Here is a 19,121-nt window from a genome sequence, read left to right on the forward strand (position 1 = left end):
AGTGACTGATGTTACTGTTGTGACTGAAGTTAATTGATTGGCATGCAAATGTACTTGTAGGCATGTTTGCCTGTTATGGTTTTGTACGTCAAATAACAGTCCCACAACAGTTCCCGGGAAATGATGAACGGGAAAAGGAGAAGACACATGGCTCAGCGAAAACTGACCTCCATGATTGGTGCTGCACTTGCCGCATCTGCTCTATTGGCCGGATTGGCGACTCCCGCAGCAGCTCAAAGTAGCGGGAGCTCCTCAACTGACATCACTCGAGCAATCACATCAAGTGGAGGTGTCGCTGATAGCCATGCACCAGAAGGTGGTGCAAAGGTTGTCGTATTCGGAGACTCCCACACCTCTGGAACAAATGCACCGTTTCGCACTGATGAGCGCGGTTGCCTCAAGGGTGCCAACAACTGGGCAGATCAGCTGCAAGCGCAACTTGGTTTAGGCAGGGGAGAGCTCATTGATGTCTCCTGCTCTGGCGCGTCGATTAATTCTGATGGATTCCATTTCTCCGATGAAGTCCGCCACGCAGAAGCTCGGGGAGCAATTGGCCCCAACACTACTGATATCTTTGTTCAGCTAGGTAAAAACGATCAGTGGGGCTTGTCTGGCGTTAACCTTTTGCAATCTGTGCAAACCTGCTTGATTGACCTTGCCGCCGGATGTGGCGATCGTGCCGTCGCAGCTGGAAAAATGCAGGATCCTAATGCCGTGACTGCAGAAAACTATGCATCACGAGTTAAGCCGGTTATTGATTACCTGAAGTACTACGCTCCAAACGCAGAAATTACTTTGGTGGGATACCAGGAATACACCGCTCGTGGCGGAAGCCAGGTGTGCGTCCGTTTGGGTGGAACACCTTTGGTAAAAAATGATGCTCCTGCATTGGTCTCCTTTATGAACCAGCTTGATATGGCCATTGATGGTGCGGCTGGCATCTTGGGTGTGAGCCACGTCGATCTACGTACTGCTACGCAAGGTCATGGCAGCTGCTCCAATGATCCTTGGGTGAACGGCGTATTGGATGCTCGTGCAGAAATGATTGGTGGACCTTGGCATCCATCTGTCAAGGGTGACTCTGTCACTGCGGGTATCCTGCGAGATCGAGTTAACGCCTAAAGATGTCGTCGATAAGCGTTAACGGTAAGCGCCCGAACCTGCCGTCGCTCACTGGGGCGCGGTGGCTCGCAGCGCTTGCTGTCTATTTATTGCATGCACTGGTTTTCTTATCGGTGTACCCATTCCAGCAATCGGAACTTTTTGCCACCATTCATAAATTTGTTCCGATGCAGCTGGGCTCTGCTGGTGTGACGTTCTTTTTCATTTTGTCTGGATTTTTGATCTATTGGTCAAATAGCCAGCTCAAAGGATTTAAGAATGTGCTGTATTACTGCAAGCGTCGGGTGACCAAGATTTATCCGATGCATCTCATCGCGTTGGTCATGTTTATTGTGGCTTCGGCGAAATTTACGACAACCGGCATTGCCTGGGTACTAGATTTTACGCGGCTTGAATTATGGCTTCCCAATGCGTTGCTCATTCACACATGGAGTCCGGATTGGGTGACGTTGGGTGGATTGAATGTGCCTTCCTGGTCGCTCGGTGCTGAAATGCTGTTCTACCTGACGTTCCCCCTTTTTATCCCGTTGGTGAGAAAAGTGAAGGGAGTGGGGAACTGGTGGGCATTTGGCATTACATTTGCGCTCAGTCTCGCGCTGATCACTGTGATCCACTTTTATGCAGAGGGGCCGAAAGGCATTGAGAACTTCTTCGTTCCACGACTCTGGGATACTAATGTATCGCCAGTAGCGGAAGTTCATGCAGACCCAGTGTGGTTTATGCAAGAAGAAATCCCGGTGCTGGAATCATATTGGCTGTCTTATTATTTCCCATTGACCAGGCTCATTGAGTTCTATTTGGGCGTGTTTGGTGCAAAGCTTGTGGCTGAAGGCATGTTCAAGAACACGAATATCAACATTCCACTGGTTGCTTTGGCACTCTCCTTCGCGGCTACCTGGTTTGTGCCTTTGGCGTTCAAGATGTCTGTCATCATGTCTTTGCCTATGGCATTTGTGGTGGCAACGCTGGCAGTGCGAGATATCGAAGGCAAGAGCGGAGAAATTGCATCACCAAGAGCAGTGCTTTTGGGAAATATTTCCTTTGCTTTCTACATGGTGCAATTCCCCGTGATGGTATTCATACAGCGATATTTCATTGCTGGAAAGGAATTCGGATTCCTAGGCTGGGCATTCTTCGCAGTAGTGTGCTTCCTCTTGTCGGTGGCCTTGGCTTGGGTGCTGTTCACTTTTGTGGATGATCCTTTGATGAAAGCCACTGCACGTAAAAAGGGCACCCGGTATAAAAAGCAATCCAGCGTTCTTAGTCGAGATCTCAAAGTTCTTTTCGGGAAGAATTCAGAAAAGCCCGAAAAGCTTAAAAAGGCTGAAAAATCTGTAAAAGTAGAGACTCGCGTTGAAGAACCCACAGAAACTACCGATGCTCCCGCTAAGGTAGCAACCGGAAATAAATATTAGGGAAGGAAAACATATGACTATTTACCGTAAGCTCGCTGCATCCGCTGCAGCTTTGGCACTGTCCGCATCTCTCGTCGCTTGTGGCGATTCCGAGGAGAGCACCGAAGAAACCACCACCACCCCTTCTTCTTCGACTTCTAGCTCTTCCACATCATCCAGCGAAGCAGCTCCTGTAGAGGAGTCTCCGGCAGTGGAGGAACCTGAGGCAGAAGCTCCTGCGGAACAGGCTCCCGTTGAGGAAGCGCCAGCACCGGCACCAGCGCCAGTAGTGGAACAGGCTCCAGCACCTGCGCCGGCACCTGTTGAGCAAGCTCCGGCACCAGCGCCAGCACCTGCACCAGTTGAGCAGGCACCGGCCCCGGCGCCAGCCCAAGACGCTCCACCTGCATTGCCAGGTGGCGGTGGCGGACACGCAGGCTACTAAAGCTTTCCCGCTTTATTAAAGGCCCACATTTTCAGTTTCTTATGGAATGTGGGTCTTTTTGCATGTCTGGAGTAAATCTCTATGCAGGTCCACGAACATCAAAATGCACAGAAGTGCATAAACTAAGGAAAATACGTCGTAAATCAGGAAAATATGCATGAATAATTTGCATGATTATGCATAACGTGTATGGTGTAACTATGACAATCAAGGTTGCAATCGCAGGAGCTAGTGGATACGCCGGTGGAGAAATCCTCCGCCTCCTCCTAGGTCACCCAGCTTATGCATCTGGTGAACTAGAGATCGGAGCGCTCACCGCAGCGTCAACAGCTGGCAGCACTTTAGGTGAACTAATGCCACATATCCCTCAATTGGCGGATCGTGTCATTGAAAGTACTACACCTGAAACTCTAGCCGGACATGATGTTGTATTTCTCGGACTTCCACACGGATTTTCTGCAGAAATTGCGCTTCAATTAGGACCAGATGTCACAGTGATTGATTGTGCTGCGGATTTCCGTTTGCAAAATGCTGCAGATTGGGAAAAGTATTACGGCTCCAAGCATCAGGGAACATGGCCTTATGGTATTCCAGAGATGCCTGGGCACCGTGACGCGCTTCGTGGAGCAAAGCGTGTTGCAGTTCCTGGATGTTTCCCCACTGGTGCAACGCTTGCTCTTCTTCCCGCAGTGCAGGCGAATCTTATTGAGCCAGATGTCTCTATTGTTTCTATTACCGGAGTCTCAGGAGCTGGCAAAAAGGCTTCTGTTGCACTCTTAGGCTCAGAGACTATGGGTTCCCTGAAGGCGTATAACACCACTGGTAAGCACCGCCACACTCCAGAAATTGCGCAGAATCTCGGTGAGGTTACTGATCTGCCTGTGAAGGTGAGTTTCACTCCAGTGCTTGCACCTTTGCCACGAGGCATCTTGACTACTGCTACAGCACCTCTTAAAGCAGGAGTTTCTGCAGAGCAGGCGCGCGCAGTATATGAGGACTTTTATGCACAGGAAACTTTTGTGCATGTGTTGCCGGAAGGCGCCCAGCCACAAACTCAAGCAGTACTTGGTTCAAATATGTGCCATGTACAGGTGGAAGTAGATGAAGCTGCAGGAAAGATTCTGGTTACTTCAGCAATCGACAACCTCACCAAGGGCACTGCTGGCGCAGCTGTGCAGTGCATGAATTTGAGTGTTGGTTTTGAAGAATCAGCTGGTTTACCTCAAACCGGTGTTGCACCTTAAATAGCATTTTTAGAATACGAAAAATAGTAGGAGTTCATCATGGCAGAAAAGGGCATTACCGCACCTGCGGGATTTGTTGCCTCCGCAACTACTGCGGGAATTAAAGCTTCCGGAAATCCAGATATGGCTTTGGTGCTAAACCAAGGTCCTGAGTTTTCTGCAGCTGCGGTTTTCACTCGCAACCGGGTATTTGCAGCACCAGTGAAGGTAAGCCGTGAAAACGTTGCAGATGGCCAATTGAAGGCTGTGCTGTTCAACGCTGGAAATGCGAATGCATGCAATGGTGTGCAAGGTGAAAAAGATGCTCGAGAAACCGTTACCAACGTAGCGAAGAACCTGGGCCTTCAAGAATCTGATATCGGTGTCTGTTCCACAGGTCTTATTGGTGAATTATTGCCAATGGACAAGCTCAATGCAGGAATTGGCGAGCTGACCAAGCAAGGCGCCTTGGGAGATAACGGCGCTGCGGCTGCCAAAGCAATCATGACCACTGACACGGTTGATAAAGAAACTGTTGTCTTTGCAGATGGTTGGACTGTCGGAGGCATGGGTAAGGGTGTTGGCATGATGGCACCATCACTAGCCACCATGCTGGTGTGCCTGACTACCGATGCATCGATCACACAGGACATGGCTCAGATCGCGCTGTCTAATGCGACTGCCGTTACCTTTGACACTCTAGATATTGATGGATCCACCTCCACCAATGACACCGTGTTCCTTCTTGCTTCCGGCGCTAGTGGAATCACCCCGAGCCAAGATGATTTAAACGATGCAGTTTATGCTGCGTGTTCTGATCTGGCAGCAAAGCTGCAGGCAGATGCCGAAGGTGTGACCAAGCGGGTTGCCGTTACTGTTACCGGTACAACCAACAATGAACAGGCAATCAGCGCTGCTCGTACTGTTGCTCGTGACAATTTGTTCAAGTGCGCAATGTTTGGCTCTGATCCAAACTGGGGCCGTGTGCTGGCAGCTGTCGGCATGGCAGATGCTGATATGGAGCCAGAAAAGATCTCTGTGTTCTTCAATGATCAGGCAGTGTGTCTTGATTCCACAGGTGCGCCTGGTGCTCGTGAAGTTGATCTTTCCGGTGCGGATATTGATGTCCGTATTGATTTGGGCACCGGCGGGGAAGGCGAGGCTACTGTCCGCACCACTGACCTCAGCTTCTCCTACGTAGAGATTAACTCCGCATACAGCACCTAAAAAATCTCGATCACGATAACAACCTTTAAGAAACAGAGCACAGATATGAATGACTTGATCAAAGACCTCGGCTCCGAAGTACGCGCAAATGTCCTCGCTGAGGCACTGCCTTGGTTGCAGCATTTCCGCGATAAGATTGTTGTCGTGAAATATGGCGGAAACGCCATGGTTGATGATGAGCTGAAGGCTGCTTTTGCGGCTGATATGGTGTTTTTGCGAACCGTAGGCGCAAAGCCAGTAGTTGTGCACGGCGGTGGCCCTCAGATTTCTGACATGCTCAACCGTGTTGGTCTGCAGGGAGAGTTCAAGGGCGGCTTCCGCGTGACCACACCAGAGGTCATGGATATTGTCCGCATGGTGCTCTTTGGTCAGGTGGGCCGTGATCTTGTTGGTTTGATCAACTCACATGGTCCTTATGCGGTGGGTACTTCTGGTGAGGATGCCGGATTATTTACTGCTGAAAAGCGGCTGGTCAATATTGATGGGGTAGCCACCGATATCGGCTTGGTGGGAGATATTGTCAATGTCGATGCCTCTTCCTTGATGGATATCATTGAGGCTGGTCGCATTCCTGTCGTGTCCACTATTGCTCCCGGCGAAGATGGACAGATTTACAATATCAATGCAGATACCGCGGCAGGTGCTTTGGCTGCAGCCATCGGTGCAGAGCGCTTGCTGGTTCTTACCAACGTGGAGGGTCTGTACACCGATTGGCCAGATAAGAGCTCACTGGTGTCCAAGATTAAGGCCACTGAGTTGGAAGCTCTGTTGCCAGGACTTGATTCCGGCATGATTCCAAAGATGGAGTCTTGCCTCAATGCGGTTCGTGGGGGAGTAAGTGCCGCGCACGTTATTGATGGTCGTATCGCTCACTCAGTGTTGCTTGAGCTGTTGACCATGGGCGGTATTGGCACGATGGTGTTGCCAGATGTCATTGATCGGGAAAATTATCCTGAGGGCACAGTGTTTAGAAAAGATGATAAAGATGGGGACCTGTAACAGATGAATACGCTAGAAACTTGGCCAGAAGTAATCATTAATACCTATGGCACTCCGCCGGTTGAGTTGGTCTCCGGTAAGGGCGCTACTGTCACCGATGATCAGGGAAATGTCTACATTGATCTTCTCGCGGGCATTGCGGTCAATGCTCTCGGACATGCGCATCCTGCGATCATCGAAGCGGTAACCAACCAGATTGGTCAGCTTGGTCATGTCTCCAATCTTTTTGCCTCTCGGCCGGTCGTTGAGGTTGCGGCCGAGCTCATTAAGCGTTTTTCGCTTGACGACGCCGCCCTCGCCGCGCGCACCCGCGTTTTCTTCTGCAACTCAGGCGCCGAAGCAAACGAGGCGGCATTCAAGATTGCTCGCTTGACTGGTCGCTCTCGCATTCTGGCTGCTGTCCATGGTTTCCATGGCCGCACCATGGGTTCGTTGGCACTGACCGGTCAGCCTGATAAGCGTGAAGCTTTTACTCCGATGCCAAGCGGTGTGGAATTTTATCCTTATGGCGACACTGAGTACCTGCGCACGTTGGTCGAAACCAACCCGGGCGATGTGGCTGCCATTTTCCTGGAACCAATTCAGGGCGAAACTGGCGTGATTCCTGCGCCGGAAGGATTTCTTAAGGCTGTGCGCGAGCTCTGCGATGAGCATGGCATTTTGATGGTTACCGATGAGGTACAAACTGGCGTGGGTCGTACTGGTGATTTCTTTGCCCATCAGCATGATGGCGTGGTGCCAGATGTGGTGACCATGGCCAAGGGACTTGGCGGTGGCCTTCCAATCGGTGCGTGTTTAGCTACTGGTCGTGCCGCTGAGCTGATGACCCCGGGCAAGCACGGCACCACATTCGGTGGAAACCCCATTGCTTGTGCTGCTGCCAAAGCTGTGTTGTCTGTTGTCGATGATGCGTTCTGCGCTGAAGTCACCCGCAAGGGTGAGCTGTTCAAAGAACTTCTCTCCGAAGTGGACGGCGTTGTAGAGGTCCGTGGCAGGGGCTTGATGTTGGGCGTGGTGCTGGAGCGCGACGTCGCAAAGCAAGCTGTTCTTGATGGTTTTAAGCAGGGCGTTATTTTGAATGCTCCGGCGGATAACATCGTTCGTTTGACCCCGCCGCTGGTTATTACCGATGAAGAAATTGCAGACGCTGTCAAGGCTATTGCCAAGACAATCGCATAAAGGAAGTTATTTACTATGACATCTCAACCACACGTTCGCCATTTCCTGGCCGATGATGACCTCAGTCCAGCTGAGCAGGCAGAAGTTTTAACCCTTGCGGCGAAGCTTAAGGCGGCGCCTTTTTCAGAGCGTCCGCTAGAGGGCCCGAAATCTGTTGCGGTGCTTTTTGATAAGACCTCGACGCGTACCCGTTTTTCCTTTGATGCTGGCATCGCGCAGCTTGGCGGGCACGCCATTGTGGTGGATTCAGGCAGCTCACAAATGGGCAAGGGCGAAACACTGCAGGACACGGCGGCGGTGTTGTCTCGTTATGTGGAAGCAATCGTGTGGCGCACCTATGCCCATGATAATTTCCATGCGATGGCAGAAACCTCCACGGTGCCACTGGTGAATTCACTATCTGATGATTTGCACCCATGTCAGATTTTGGCTGATTTGCAGACCATCGTGGAAAACCTTTGCCCAGAGGAAGGCCCAGCCGGCCTCAAGGGTAAAAAGGCCGTGTACCTCGGTGATGGCGACAACAATATGGCCAATTCATACATGATTGGTTTTGCTACCGCTGGAATGGATATTTCCATCATCGCCCCTGTTGGATTCCAGCCTCGTGCGCAATTCGTGGAGCGTGCCACCACGCGCGGCGCGGAAACCGGTGCTCAGGTTGTTGTTTCTGACAGCCTGGATGAAGTTGCTGGCGCAGATGTTGTGATCACCGATACCTGGGTATCCATGGGCATGGAAAATGATGGCGTTGATCGCAGCACGCCTTTCGTTCCTTATCAGGTCAATGATGAAGTCATGGCACAGGCAAATGAGGGCGCAATCTTCTTGCATTGCCTGCCTGCTTACCGTGGCAAAGAAGTATCCGCATCTGTTATTGATGGACCATCCTCCAAAGTGTTCGATGAAGCAGAAAATCGTCTGCATGCACAAAAAGCATTGCTGGTGTGGCTGCTAGCTAACCAACCGGAGTAAAACATGTCTTTGAGCGAAACTTCCGATAATTCTGCACCGGTCACCCGCACCACCCGCCAAGCGCTGATTTTGCAGATCTTGGATAAACAAAAAGTCACCAGCCAGGTGCAGTTGTCTGAATTGCTTCTTGATGAAGGCATCGACATCACCCAAGCCACCTTGTCCCGTGATTTGGATGAATTGGGCGCACGGAAAGTACGTCCCGATGGTGGACGTGCCTTCTATGCAGTTGGTCCAGTGGACAGCACAGTGCGTGAAGATCTGCGCGGACCTTCGGAAAAGCTTCGTCGGATGCTTGATGAACTTCTCGTATCCACGGACCATTCTGGAAATATTGCGATGCTGCGCACCCCACCCGGGGCCGCTCAGTATCTGGCCAGTTTTATCGATAGGGTGGGACTCAAAGAAGTCGTGGGCACAATCGCAGGTGATGACACTGTATTTGTGCTCGCCCGTGATCCCCTCACAGGTAAAGAACTTGGCGAATTATTGGGCAGGCGCGCAACCTAGTTCAAGCCTTGTTAATGCAGGCAGGTAAGGTATACCCCGAGTGTTTTATCGAGGTATAGCAAGCCTTTCAACACAGTAAAAATCTTTAAATATCCTTTTGGCACAAGCGCTCAAAAGGACCATATAAATGAAGGAGTACACCTTAATATGACTAACCGAATCGTACTTGCTTACTCTGGCGGTCTAGATACCACCGTGGCAATCCCATACCTGAAGAAGATGATCGAGGGCGAAGTTATCGCAGTATCCCTCGACCTTGGTCAGAGCGGTGAGAACATGGAAAGCGTTCGCCAGCGTGCATTGGATGCCGGCGCAGCTGAGTCCATCGTTGTTGATGCAAAGGATGAGTTCGCTGAGGAGTACTGCCTGCCAACTATCAAGGCAAACGGCATGTACATGAAGCAGTACCCACTGGTTTCTGCAATTTCTCGTCCACTGATCGTCAAGCACCTCGTTGAGGCCGGCAAGCAGTTCAACGGTACCCACGTTGCACACGGCTGCACCGGCAAGGGCAACGACCAGGTTCGTTTTGAAGTTGGTTTCATGGACACTGATCCAAACCTTCAGATCATCGCACCTGCTCGTGACTTCGCATGGACCCGCGACAAGGCTATTGCCTTTGCTGAAGAGAACAACGTGCCAATCGAACAGTCTGTCAAGTCTCCTTTCTCCATCGACCAGAACCTTTGGGGTCGTGCAGTTGAGACCGGTTACCTGGAAGATCTGTGGAATGCTCCAACCAAGGACATCTACGCGTACACCGAGGATCCCGCTCTGGGCAATGCTCCTGATGAGGTCATCATCTCCTTCGAAGGTGGCAAGCCAGTTGCTATCGACGGCCGTCCAGTTACTGTGCTGCAGGCAATCGAAGAGCTGAATCGCCGTGCAGGTGCACAGGGCATCGGCCGCCTCGACATGGTTGAGGACCGTCTCGTCGGCATCAAGTCCCGCGAAATCTACGAAGCTCCAGGTGCGATCACATTGATCAAGGCACACGAGGCTTTGGAAGATGTCACCATCGAGCGCGAACTTGCTCGCTACAAGCGCGGCATCGATGCTCGCTGGGCAGAAGAAGTATATGACGGCCTGTGGTTCGGCCCACTGAAGCGTTCCCTTGACGCTTTCATCGACTCCACCCAGGAGCACGTCACCGGCGATATCCGCATGGTTTTGCACGCAGGTTCCATCACCGTTAACGGTCGTCGTTCCAGCCACTCCCTCTACGACTTCAACCTGGCTACCTATGACACTGGCGATACCTTCGACCAGACCCTAGCTAAGGGCTTCGTGCAGCTGCACGGCCTGTCCTCCAAGATCGCCAACAAGCGCGACCGCGAAGCTGGCAACAACTAAGCTGCCACCTGGGGGTCCTCATTGTGGACCCCACCCAGCAAGTAGATTTTCATCGAATTTAAGAAAGTAGAAACAACACATGGAACAGCACGGAACCAATGAAGGTGCGCTGTGGGGCGGACGCTTCTCCGGAGGACCTTCCGAGGCCATGTTCGCCTTGAGCGTCTCCACCCATTTCGACTGGGTTTTGGCCCCATATGATGTGTTGGCCTCAAAGGCACACGCTAAGGTCTTGCACCAGGCAGAGCTACTTTCCGATGAGGATCTGGCCACCATGCTGGCAGGCCTTGACCAATTGGGCAAGGCTGTTGCAGATGGTACTTTTGGTCCGCTGCCATCCGATGAGGATGTTCACGGAGCGATGGAACGCGGTCTCATTGACATCGTCGGCCCAGAGGTCGGTGGCCGTTTGCGTGCTGGTCGTTCCCGCAACGACCAGGTAGCAACCCTGTTCCGCATGTGGGTGCGCGATGCTGTGCGCGATATCGCGCTTGGCACCACAGAGCTTATCGACGCCCTGAGCACCCAGGCCAAGGCCCATGCAGATGCCATCATGCCAGGTAAGACCCACTTCCAGGCTGCTCAGCCTGTATTGTTGGCGCACCAGCTGTTGGCTCATGCTCAGCCTTTGCTGCGCGATATTGATCGTATCCGCGATCTGGATAAGCGCCTGGCTATTTCTCCTTATGGCTCAGGCGCATTAGCTGGATCTTCACTCAAGCTCAACCCAGAAGCTATCGCTGAAGAGCTGGGCTTTGATGCTGCTGCAGATAACTCCATTGATGCAACCAGCTCCCGTGACTTCGCATCTGAAACTGCATTCGTGCTGGCACAGATCGCTGTGGATATGTCCCGCTTGGCTGAAGAGATCATCGCATGGTGCACCCCAGAATTTGGGTACATCACCTTGTCTGATTCGTGGTCAACTGGCAGCTCGATCATGCCGCAGAAGAAGAACCCTGATGTGGCTGAACTTACCCGTGGTAAGTCTGGTCGTTTGATCGGTAACCTCACTGGTCTGCTGGCTACCCTGAAGGCACAGCCTTTGGCATACAACCGCGACCTGCAAGAAGATAAAGAGCCAATCGTGGATTCGGTAGCACAGCTGAACCTGCTGCTTCCTGCCATGACTGGTTTGGTCTCCACCTTGACGTTCAACACTGAGCGCATGCGTGCACTTGCACCAGCTGGTTTTACCCTTGCCACCGATTTGGCTGAGTGGATGGTGCGCCAGGGCGTTCCATTCCGTGAAGCACATGAGGCTTCTGGCGCATGCGTGCGCATCGCAGAGACCAGGGGAGTAGACCTTATTGATCTCACCGATGAAGAACTTCACGGTGTGGATGCACGTCTTACTCCTGCAGTTCGCGAAGTGCTCACCATTGATGGAGCTGTTGCTTCTCGTGCAACACGCGGTGGTACCGCAGGCGTGCGCGTTGCGGAGCAACGCGCACGCGTGGAAACCGCAAGTACGGCTCATGCGCAGTGGGCACGTGCGGGGGTACGTCGATAAGCAGTAATTTATGGCCTGTGTTGCTCTCCGATTGCGGGAGTATCACAGGCCATTTATTATCAATGCATGAATAGCTCCCCTGATAACTCGCAAAGTACTCGAGGCAGGGGATTTTCTGTATTAATTGGCATCTTATTGCTGGTTATTGCAGTATTAGCAGTTTTGGTGGGGCGGGGAAATATAGGCATCCCAAGCTTTGGACAGTCGAAAGATCTAACGGAAATTCGAGCTGTTATTGGATCTGAGAAGAAAGAATTTTTCGACGATCCAGAGGTGCAAGAAGCATTCGCTGCACATGGCTTTGAGGTAAAAGTAGACACTGCAGGGTCGCGCAGAATTGCCACCGACGTGAACTTGAGCGCATATGATTTTGCGTTTCCCTCATCTGCACCTGCAGCACAGAAAATTGCTGAAGAAAACACCAACACTGATCGCTTCACGCCATTTCATTCACCGATGGCAGTAGCTACCTTTAAGCCAATCAGTGACATGCTGGGCAGTCGCGGAATCGTCACAAACTCCACGATTGATTTAGAACAACTACTAAGTGAAACCCAGGCGGGCACACGGTGGAGCGAATTAAGCCCTAACTATCCATCAAATCGTGTGGTGCAGATTTCCACGACAGATGTGCGCACTTCAAACTCTGCTGCGATGTATCTCTCCATGCTGGCCTGGGTGAAAAATGATGGAAAAACAGTCGGCAATATCGCTGAAGTGGATGCCATGATTCCAGAATTAAGTCAACTATTTGTGGGCCAAGGCTATACCGAAAGCACCTCTGCCGGGCCTTTTGATGAATACCTCTCCCAGGGCATGGGGGCAAAACCACTGGTGATGATTTATGAAGCGCAATTTCTTGCGGAACAAAACAAGGATAATTCGCGGATTACTGCAGATATGGAATTGCTCTATCCCAGCCCAACGGTTTATAGCACCCACACCGTTGTCAGCTTGAGTGAAGCCGGCGCAGAGGTGGGAGCACTGCTAGAAAATGATGAGAATTTGCAAAGGCTTGCCGTCAAACATGGATTTAGGCCGAAAAATGCTGCGCTCATCGCAGAGGAAGGCATGAGCGATCGCATGCCGAGCGCTCTGAATATTATCGATCCACCTGATTATGACTTCCTGGAACGACTAATTGATGGCGTGGGCGCCTCCTATAGCGCCGCGCCGACAGAAGAGGACACAGACCTATGAAAACTCTTTTTAAAGGTGCAGTACTCAGCTTGAGCGTGGTGTTGCTTGGGGGCTGTTCTTCTGTGTCAGATTCTTTAAGCGGCATTGGAGGTTCCGCGGAGCCGTTAAAAATTGTGGCGGCAACGGAATTAGAAGATCTTCAGCCTGCGATTGAGCGCGCATCTGATGAATTGGGTTTTGATATTCAACTGAGTTTCCCAGGAGGCACGCTTAGCAACAGCCAGGCGCTCAAAGAGGGCGCTTTTGATCAAGAGTTTGATGCCACTTGGTTTGCCACCAACCGTTATGTTGATCTGATTGGTGCCTCCGGAAAACTGGGGGAGACCACTAAAATAGCAACCTCGCCGGTAGCCTTCGGAGTCAATTCCGCGATGGCACAACAATACGGTTGGGATCAGCGTCAACCCACCTGGGTGGAATTGGGGGAAGCCTCACAGAGCGCTGATTTCACATTCGGCATGACAGATCCAGCAACATCTAACTCCGGTTTTTCGGCTTTGGTGGCGATGGCCACAGCCTATGCAGACACCGGGCAGGCATTAACGGAAAATGATATTCCAGCAATCGCGTCGCCCATGTCCACGTTTCTTGCTGGCCAAACAATAACGTCGGGTTCTTCTGGCTGGCTCAAAGACACATTTTTGGAACAGTCCAATCGCGCAAACGCCATCATTAACTATGAATCGGTGCTAAATACCATGGTGGAGGATGAAGGAGCCGATATCACGGTAGTTGTACCTGCTGATGGTGTGGTGAGCGCTGATTATCCGCTGTCCACCATCAACGGCTCTGAGCAGCAGGACCAAGTGGCAGCGCTTGCGCAGTGGTTTGCTGAGCACCCAGAAACACTCACAGACACTTTTCGACGTCCGACCACTGCGAACTCCACGCTTCCAGCGGCCTTAAGCCGCCAAAGCATCATCGAAGCTCCCTTCCCAGGGAGCAAAACAATTACAGACGCGCTCATTGATGCCTACACCAACCAATTCCGTGTCCCAGGTGAAACCACATTCGTACTTGATGTTTCCGGCTCCATGGAAGGTGAACGCATCGCATTATTAAAAGAGACCATGTCAGATCTCATCACTGGTGATGCCACAACCGAACTGGCCAATGTCTCACTACGAGACCGTGAAAAAGTATCCATCATTCCATTTAGCTTTGGCCCACATGAGGTGATCAACGAAACCTTAAGTGCTGTGGGAAGCCCAAGCCGAAACCATGTGCAACAGCAAATTGAAACGTTGCACGCAGATGGTGGAACAGGCATTTACGATGCAGTTTTGGCAGCGTATGGAGAATCAATCGGTGGCGAGTATATTCCTTCCATTGTTCTTATGACTGATGGAGAGCTCACCGCCGGACGAAATTATCAAGATTTCCTAGCCGAGTGGAACGCTCTTCCTGACACGATTCGAGCCATCCCGATATTTATCATCCTTTATGGCGAAGCGAATGTTGCTGAGATGGAAGAACTAGCCAAAACTACTGGCGGAAAAACATTTGATGCCATCAACGGCGATCTAGATGAAGCGTTTAAGGAGATTCGTGCCTACCAATAATCGAGGATCCTTCTTTTTCTCCCGGAAGAATGCGGCCGGTATAGCTATTGCCACGTTGCTCATTGCGGTGCATTTGATCATTGGTCTTGGTGCGTTTTGGCCACTGGTAGCCGTTGCCGGATATGGTGCTGCTGTCGCACTAATACCGAGTACACCGGCTCGTCGTACTTCGGCGCTTCCACCAGTACGGACTCCACTGGAAGTGGAAGGGCCGGGGAGGTTATCTGTGCATTCCAAAGAGCTAGTATCCACGCTCTACCGGCATGGAGCAGCTGCACCTGCAGTAGAAGCATTGAAAGGGTTAAATAAATCACTTCAATTAGTCATCGATAATTGGTCAAGCCTGGAAAATTTCCCAGAACACCAAGTGACAATTCGCTCCATCATTAACCAGTACATTCCGGGAATTATTGATGCATATTTGAAGATCCCCACCCGGAATGATCCTCGTGCAATCCAGGACATGGTGGAATCCTTCGGTTTGCTGAATGCTGAAACAACCAAAATTTTTAATGCCATCCAAAAAGAAGGCTTAAGTAATTTGGAAGATCATGGTCGAGCGTTGCGTATGCAATTTGGGCAACTACCTGAAGAATTTAGGGAATAGTCCCTGAATGCAGCACAGGTTTGAAGGACAAGTAGGATAGTGCGTATGAGTCTTGATCCACAGCTTCTTGAAGTCCTGGCCTGCCCCAAGGACAAGGGCCCACTTCGATATCTGGAGAGCGAACAGCTCTTGGTCAACGAACGTTTAGGCCTGGCCTATCGTATTGATGACGGAATTCCGGTGCTTCTCATTGATGAAGCCACCGAGTGGACCCCCAACAACTAGAAGCAAGTCAAGGACTTTTAACACATGAACATCATTGATGAACTTTCCTGGCGCGGACTAATCAACCAGTCAACTGACCTGGAAGCACTGCGCGAAGAAGCAAACACCCCAATCACCCTGTACTGCGGATTCGATCCAACTGGACCATCCCTGCACGCAGGTCACCTGGTTCCCCTGCTTATGCTGCGTCGTTTCCAGCAGGCCGGACACAACCCTATCGTTCTTGCAGGTGGAGCAACCGGCATGATCGGTGACCCTCGCGATGTTGGCGAGCGCACCATGAACTCCGCTGACACTGTCTCCGATTGGGCAGACCGTATTTCTGGTCAGCTCAGCCGGTTCGTTGACTTTGATGGTGAGCATGCGGCACGTCTCGTAAACAATGCAGAGTGGACCAACGAGATGTCTGCTGTATCTTTCCTCCGCGATGTTGGAAAGCACTTCTCCCTCAACACCATGCTTGCACGCGATACTGTCAAGCGACGCCTTGAGTCAGACGGAATTTCTTACACAGAATTTTCCTACATGCTGCTGCAGGCAAACGACTACGTGGAACTAAACAAACGTTTCGGTTGCACCCTTCAGGTTGGTGGCGGAGATCAGTGGGGCAATATCGTTTCTGGTGTTGATCTCAACCGTCGTGTTAACGGTGCTTCTGTACACGCAGTTACTGTTCCTTTGGTAACTGACTCTGAAGGCAAGAAGTTCGGAAAGTCCACCGGTGGCGGAAGCTTGTGGCTTGATCCAGAAATGACTAGCCCATACGCCTGGTACCAGTACTTCATTAACGCTGCTGATGCTGATGTTATCCGTTACCTTCGTTGGTTCACCTTCCTTACTCAGGAAGAACTTGCGGAATTGGAAGTTGAAGTTGCAGAGCGCCCATTCAAGCGCGAAGCACAGCGTCGCCTTGCTCGTGAGATGACCAACTTGGTTCACGGTGCAGACGCTACTGAAGCCGTAGAGCTTGCAGCACAAGCATTGTTCGGCCGTGCGGATCTCCGCGACTTGGATGAAAAGACCTTGGCAGCATCAGTTTCCGAAACTGAAGTTGCAGAGATCAAGGCAGGGGAGCCACGCACCATTATTGATCTCTTGGTTGCCAGTGGACTTGCAGATTCCAAGGGTGCAGCAAAGCGTGCAGTTAAAGAAGGCGGTGCATACGTAAATAACGAACGCATCGAATCTGATGACTGGGAGCCATCTGCGCAAGACCTTCTTCATGAATCATGGCTTGTCTTGCGTCGTGGCAAGAAGAACTTTGCAGGAGTCCAGATTCTGGGTTAGTTCTAGATAAAGATCTACAGATCCGGGTTCCTCACCACTTTTTATTGTGGTGAGGAACCCGGATCTTTAATTTTAGCTATTATTTTGCCTCTGACCTGCTTATTTGTACTTGTCTGCAGGGGTGTGTAAATTAATTCGAGTCGCCAAGAGAGCGCAAGAACTTCTAGCAAGAAGGGAAAGCATATCGAGGTGACAGAGAGATTAATTCGAAGTTGACTTCAAATTGCAAATCAACTAGGATATTTCTTCAGCTACTGCAGAGATTAAGATGCATATAATGCCTTGATTGAACAGTGTGCGTATGTTGTTTGAGAACTCAATAGTGTGCCATTTATTTTATTTGTCACTACAACCAGGAACAGTGTTTTTGGTTGTGGGTCATGCCGGGTGGTGGATTGCCAATTGTATCCATCACTGTAAATAAAGCATAGTCATCATTTCGGTGGTGGGTGTGTAAATTTTGTTGGCATGATTATTTTTTGTGGGTCTTCTTGTTCCCCGTCAAGGGAAGAGGCCCATATATCTTCCATGCCCACGTTGTGGGTGTGGGTAATCATTAATTTTTTGATGAAATGTCAGCTACAACTAGTCGCACTGTGTGTGGGTGGTTGTTGTTGTTTTTTGTCAGGTTTGGGCTTTTCACGGCCTAAAAATGTTTTTCATTTTTGTGGAGAGTTTGATCCTGGCTCAGGACGAACGCTGGCGGCGTGCTTAACACATGCAAGTCGAACGCTGAAACTGGAGCTTGCTTCGGTGGATGAGTGGCGAACGGGTGAGTAACACGTGGGTGATCTGCCCTGCACTTTGGGATAAGCCTGGGAAACTGGGTCTAATACCGAATATTCACATCTTCGTAGGGAAGGTGTGGAAAGCTTTTGCGGTGTGGGATGAGCCTGCGGCCTATCAGCTTGTTGGTGGGGTAATGGCCTACCAAGGCGTCGACGGGTAGCCGGCCTGAGAGGGTGTACGGCCACATTGGGACTGAGACACGGCCCAGACTCCTACGGGAGGCAGCAGTGGGGAATCTTGCACAATGGGCGAAAGCCTGATGCAGCGACGCCGCGTGGGGGATGAAGGCCTTCGGGTTGTAAACTCCTTTCGCTAGGGACGAAGATGTATTTTGACGGTACCTGGAGAAGAAGCACCGGCTAACTACGTGCCAGCAGCCGCGGTAATACGTAGGGTGCGAGCGTTGTCCGGAATTACTGGGCGTAAAGAGCTCGTAGGTGGTTTGTCACGTCGTCTGTGAAATCCCGAGGCTTAACTTCGGGCGTGCAGGCGATACGGGCATAACTTGAGTGCTGTAGGGGAGACTGGAATTCCTGGTGTAGCGGTGAAATGCGCAGATATCAGGAGGAACACCAATGGCGAAGGCAGGTCTCTGGGCAGTAACTGACGCTGAGGAGCGAAAGCATGGGTAGCGAACAGGATTAGATACCCTGGTAGTCCATGCCGTAAACGGTGGGCGCTAGGTGTAGGGGACTTCCACGTCTTCTGTGCCGCAGCTAACGCATTAAGCGCCCCGCCTGGGGAGTACGGCCGCAAGGCTAAAACTCAAAGGAATTGACGGGGGCCCGCACAAGCGGCGGAGCATGTGGATTAATTCGATGCAACGCGAAGAACCTTACCTGGGCTTGACATGGACCGGATCGGCGTAGAGATACGTTTTCCCTTGTGGTCGGTTCACAGGTGGTGCATGGTTGTCGTCAGCTCGTGTCGTGAGATGTTGGGTTAAGTCCCGCAACGAGCGCAACCCTTGTCTTATGTTGCCAGCACGTTATGGTGGGTACTCATGAGAGACTGCCGGGGTTAACTCGGAGGAAGGTGGGGATGACGTCAAATCATCATGCCCCTTATGTCCAGGGCTTCACACATGCTACAATGGTCGGTACAGCGAGTTGCCACACCGTAAGGTGGAGCTAATCTCTTAAAGCCGGCCTCAGTTCGGATTGGGGTCTGCAACTCGACCCCATGAAGTCGGAGTCGCTAGTAATCGCAGATCAGCAACGCTGCGGTGAATACGTTCCCGGGCCTTGTACACACCGCCCGTCACGTCATGAAAGTTGGTAACACCCGAAGCCAGTGGCCCAACCCTTGTGGGGGGAGCTGTCGAAGGTGGGATCGGCGATTGGGACGAAGTCGTAACAAGGTAGCCGTACCGGAAGGTGCGGCTGGATCACCTCCTTTCTAAGGAGCTTTATTAACCACCGGCAACACTGTGTGTTGTGTGTGTGGTTGTTGGTGTTGGAACCCGTTCGTGGTTGCCATCAACACACTATTAATCGGGTGGAGATGACCCC

Annotated in this window: 16 protein-coding genes and 1 rRNA gene; all 17 read left to right on the forward strand. The window is 51.4% G+C overall.

What is annotated here, in order from left to right; translation table 11 throughout:
• The first annotated feature begins 147 nt into the window (after positions 1-147).
• Positions 148-1,122 (forward strand): SGNH/GDSL hydrolase family protein, encoded by a 975-nt coding sequence (locus ccrud_RS06670; protein ID WP_066565452.1) that lies wholly within the window; start codon positions 148-150, stop codon positions 1,120-1,122.
• A 2-nt stretch (positions 1,123-1,124) separates the two neighbouring features.
• On the forward strand, positions 1,125-2,537 hold the full coding sequence (locus tag ccrud_RS06675) for an acyltransferase family protein (RefSeq protein ID WP_066565455.1): 1,413 nt from the start codon (positions 1,125-1,127) through the stop codon (positions 2,535-2,537).
• A gap of 13 nt (positions 2,538-2,550) precedes the next feature.
• The gene (locus tag ccrud_RS06680; RefSeq protein ID WP_066565457.1) at positions 2,551-2,961 is read left to right on the forward strand and encodes a hypothetical protein; all 411 of its coding nucleotides are present in this window, start codon (positions 2,551-2,553) and stop codon (positions 2,959-2,961) included.
• Positions 2,962-3,161: 200 nt separating this feature from the next.
• Positions 3,162-4,205 (forward strand): N-acetyl-gamma-glutamyl-phosphate reductase, encoded by a 1,044-nt coding sequence (gene argC / locus ccrud_RS06685; RefSeq protein WP_066565460.1) that lies wholly within the window; start codon positions 3,162-3,164, stop codon positions 4,203-4,205.
• 39 nt (positions 4,206-4,244) lie between these two features.
• Positions 4,245-5,411 carry a bifunctional glutamate N-acetyltransferase/amino-acid acetyltransferase ArgJ gene (gene argJ / locus ccrud_RS06690; protein WP_066565462.1) on the forward strand — a complete coding sequence of 389 codons (1,167 nt, stop codon included), beginning with the start codon at positions 4,245-4,247 and terminating at the stop codon, positions 5,409-5,411.
• Positions 5,412-5,456: 45 nt separating this feature from the next.
• The gene (gene argB / locus ccrud_RS06695; protein WP_066565466.1) at positions 5,457-6,410 is read left to right on the forward strand and encodes an acetylglutamate kinase; all 954 of its coding nucleotides are present in this window, start codon (positions 5,457-5,459) and stop codon (positions 6,408-6,410) included.
• Positions 6,411-6,413: 3 nt separating this feature from the next.
• Positions 6,414-7,589: an acetylornithine transaminase gene (locus ccrud_RS06700; RefSeq protein ID WP_066565468.1), complete on the forward strand. Its 1,176-nt coding sequence runs from the start codon at positions 6,414-6,416 to the stop codon at positions 7,587-7,589.
• A gap of 15 nt (positions 7,590-7,604) precedes the next feature.
• Positions 7,605-8,564 carry an ornithine carbamoyltransferase gene (argF, locus tag ccrud_RS06705; protein WP_066565470.1) on the forward strand — a complete coding sequence of 320 codons (960 nt, stop codon included), beginning with the start codon at positions 7,605-7,607 and terminating at the stop codon, positions 8,562-8,564.
• A gap of 3 nt (positions 8,565-8,567) precedes the next feature.
• The gene (locus ccrud_RS06710) at positions 8,568-9,074 is read left to right on the forward strand and encodes an arginine repressor (RefSeq protein WP_066565472.1); all 507 of its coding nucleotides are present in this window, start codon (positions 8,568-8,570) and stop codon (positions 9,072-9,074) included.
• Positions 9,075-9,221: 147 nt separating this feature from the next.
• Entirely contained in the window at positions 9,222-10,427 is a 1,206-nt protein-coding gene (locus tag ccrud_RS06715) for an argininosuccinate synthase (RefSeq protein ID WP_066565474.1), read from the forward strand.
• Positions 10,428-10,506: 79 nt separating this feature from the next.
• Positions 10,507-11,940, forward strand: coding sequence for an argininosuccinate lyase (argH, locus tag ccrud_RS06720; RefSeq protein ID WP_066565476.1), 1,434 nt, complete (start codon positions 10,507-10,509; stop codon positions 11,938-11,940).
• A gap of 66 nt (positions 11,941-12,006) precedes the next feature.
• On the forward strand, positions 12,007-13,140 hold the full coding sequence (locus tag ccrud_RS06725; RefSeq protein WP_066565478.1) for a hypothetical protein: 1,134 nt from the start codon (positions 12,007-12,009) through the stop codon (positions 13,138-13,140).
• On the forward strand, positions 13,137-14,702 hold the full coding sequence (locus ccrud_RS06730; RefSeq protein WP_066565480.1) for a vWA domain-containing protein: 1,566 nt from the start codon (positions 13,137-13,139) through the stop codon (positions 14,700-14,702). The genes ccrud_RS06725 and ccrud_RS06730 overlap by 4 nt, the downstream gene beginning before the upstream one ends.
• Positions 14,689-15,309 (forward strand): hypothetical protein, encoded by a 621-nt coding sequence (locus tag ccrud_RS06735; RefSeq protein ID WP_066565483.1) that lies wholly within the window; start codon positions 14,689-14,691, stop codon positions 15,307-15,309. The genes ccrud_RS06730 and ccrud_RS06735 overlap by 14 nt, the downstream gene beginning before the upstream one ends.
• Before the next feature lie 45 nt (positions 15,310-15,354).
• The gene (locus ccrud_RS06740) at positions 15,355-15,534 is read left to right on the forward strand and encodes a Trm112 family protein (protein WP_066565485.1); all 180 of its coding nucleotides are present in this window, start codon (positions 15,355-15,357) and stop codon (positions 15,532-15,534) included.
• A gap of 24 nt (positions 15,535-15,558) precedes the next feature.
• Entirely contained in the window at positions 15,559-16,821 is a 1,263-nt protein-coding gene (tyrS, locus tag ccrud_RS06745) for a tyrosine--tRNA ligase (protein WP_066565487.1), read from the forward strand.
• A 664-nt stretch (positions 16,822-17,485) separates the two neighbouring features.
• Positions 17,486-19,008 (forward strand): 16S ribosomal RNA (locus ccrud_RS06750).
• Positions 19,009-19,121 lie beyond the last annotated feature (113 nt).

Origin of the sequence: Corynebacterium crudilactis (assembly GCF_001643015.1) — a bacterium.
In the GTDB taxonomy this organism is placed as follows: domain Bacteria; phylum Actinomycetota; class Actinomycetes; order Mycobacteriales; family Mycobacteriaceae; genus Corynebacterium; species Corynebacterium crudilactis.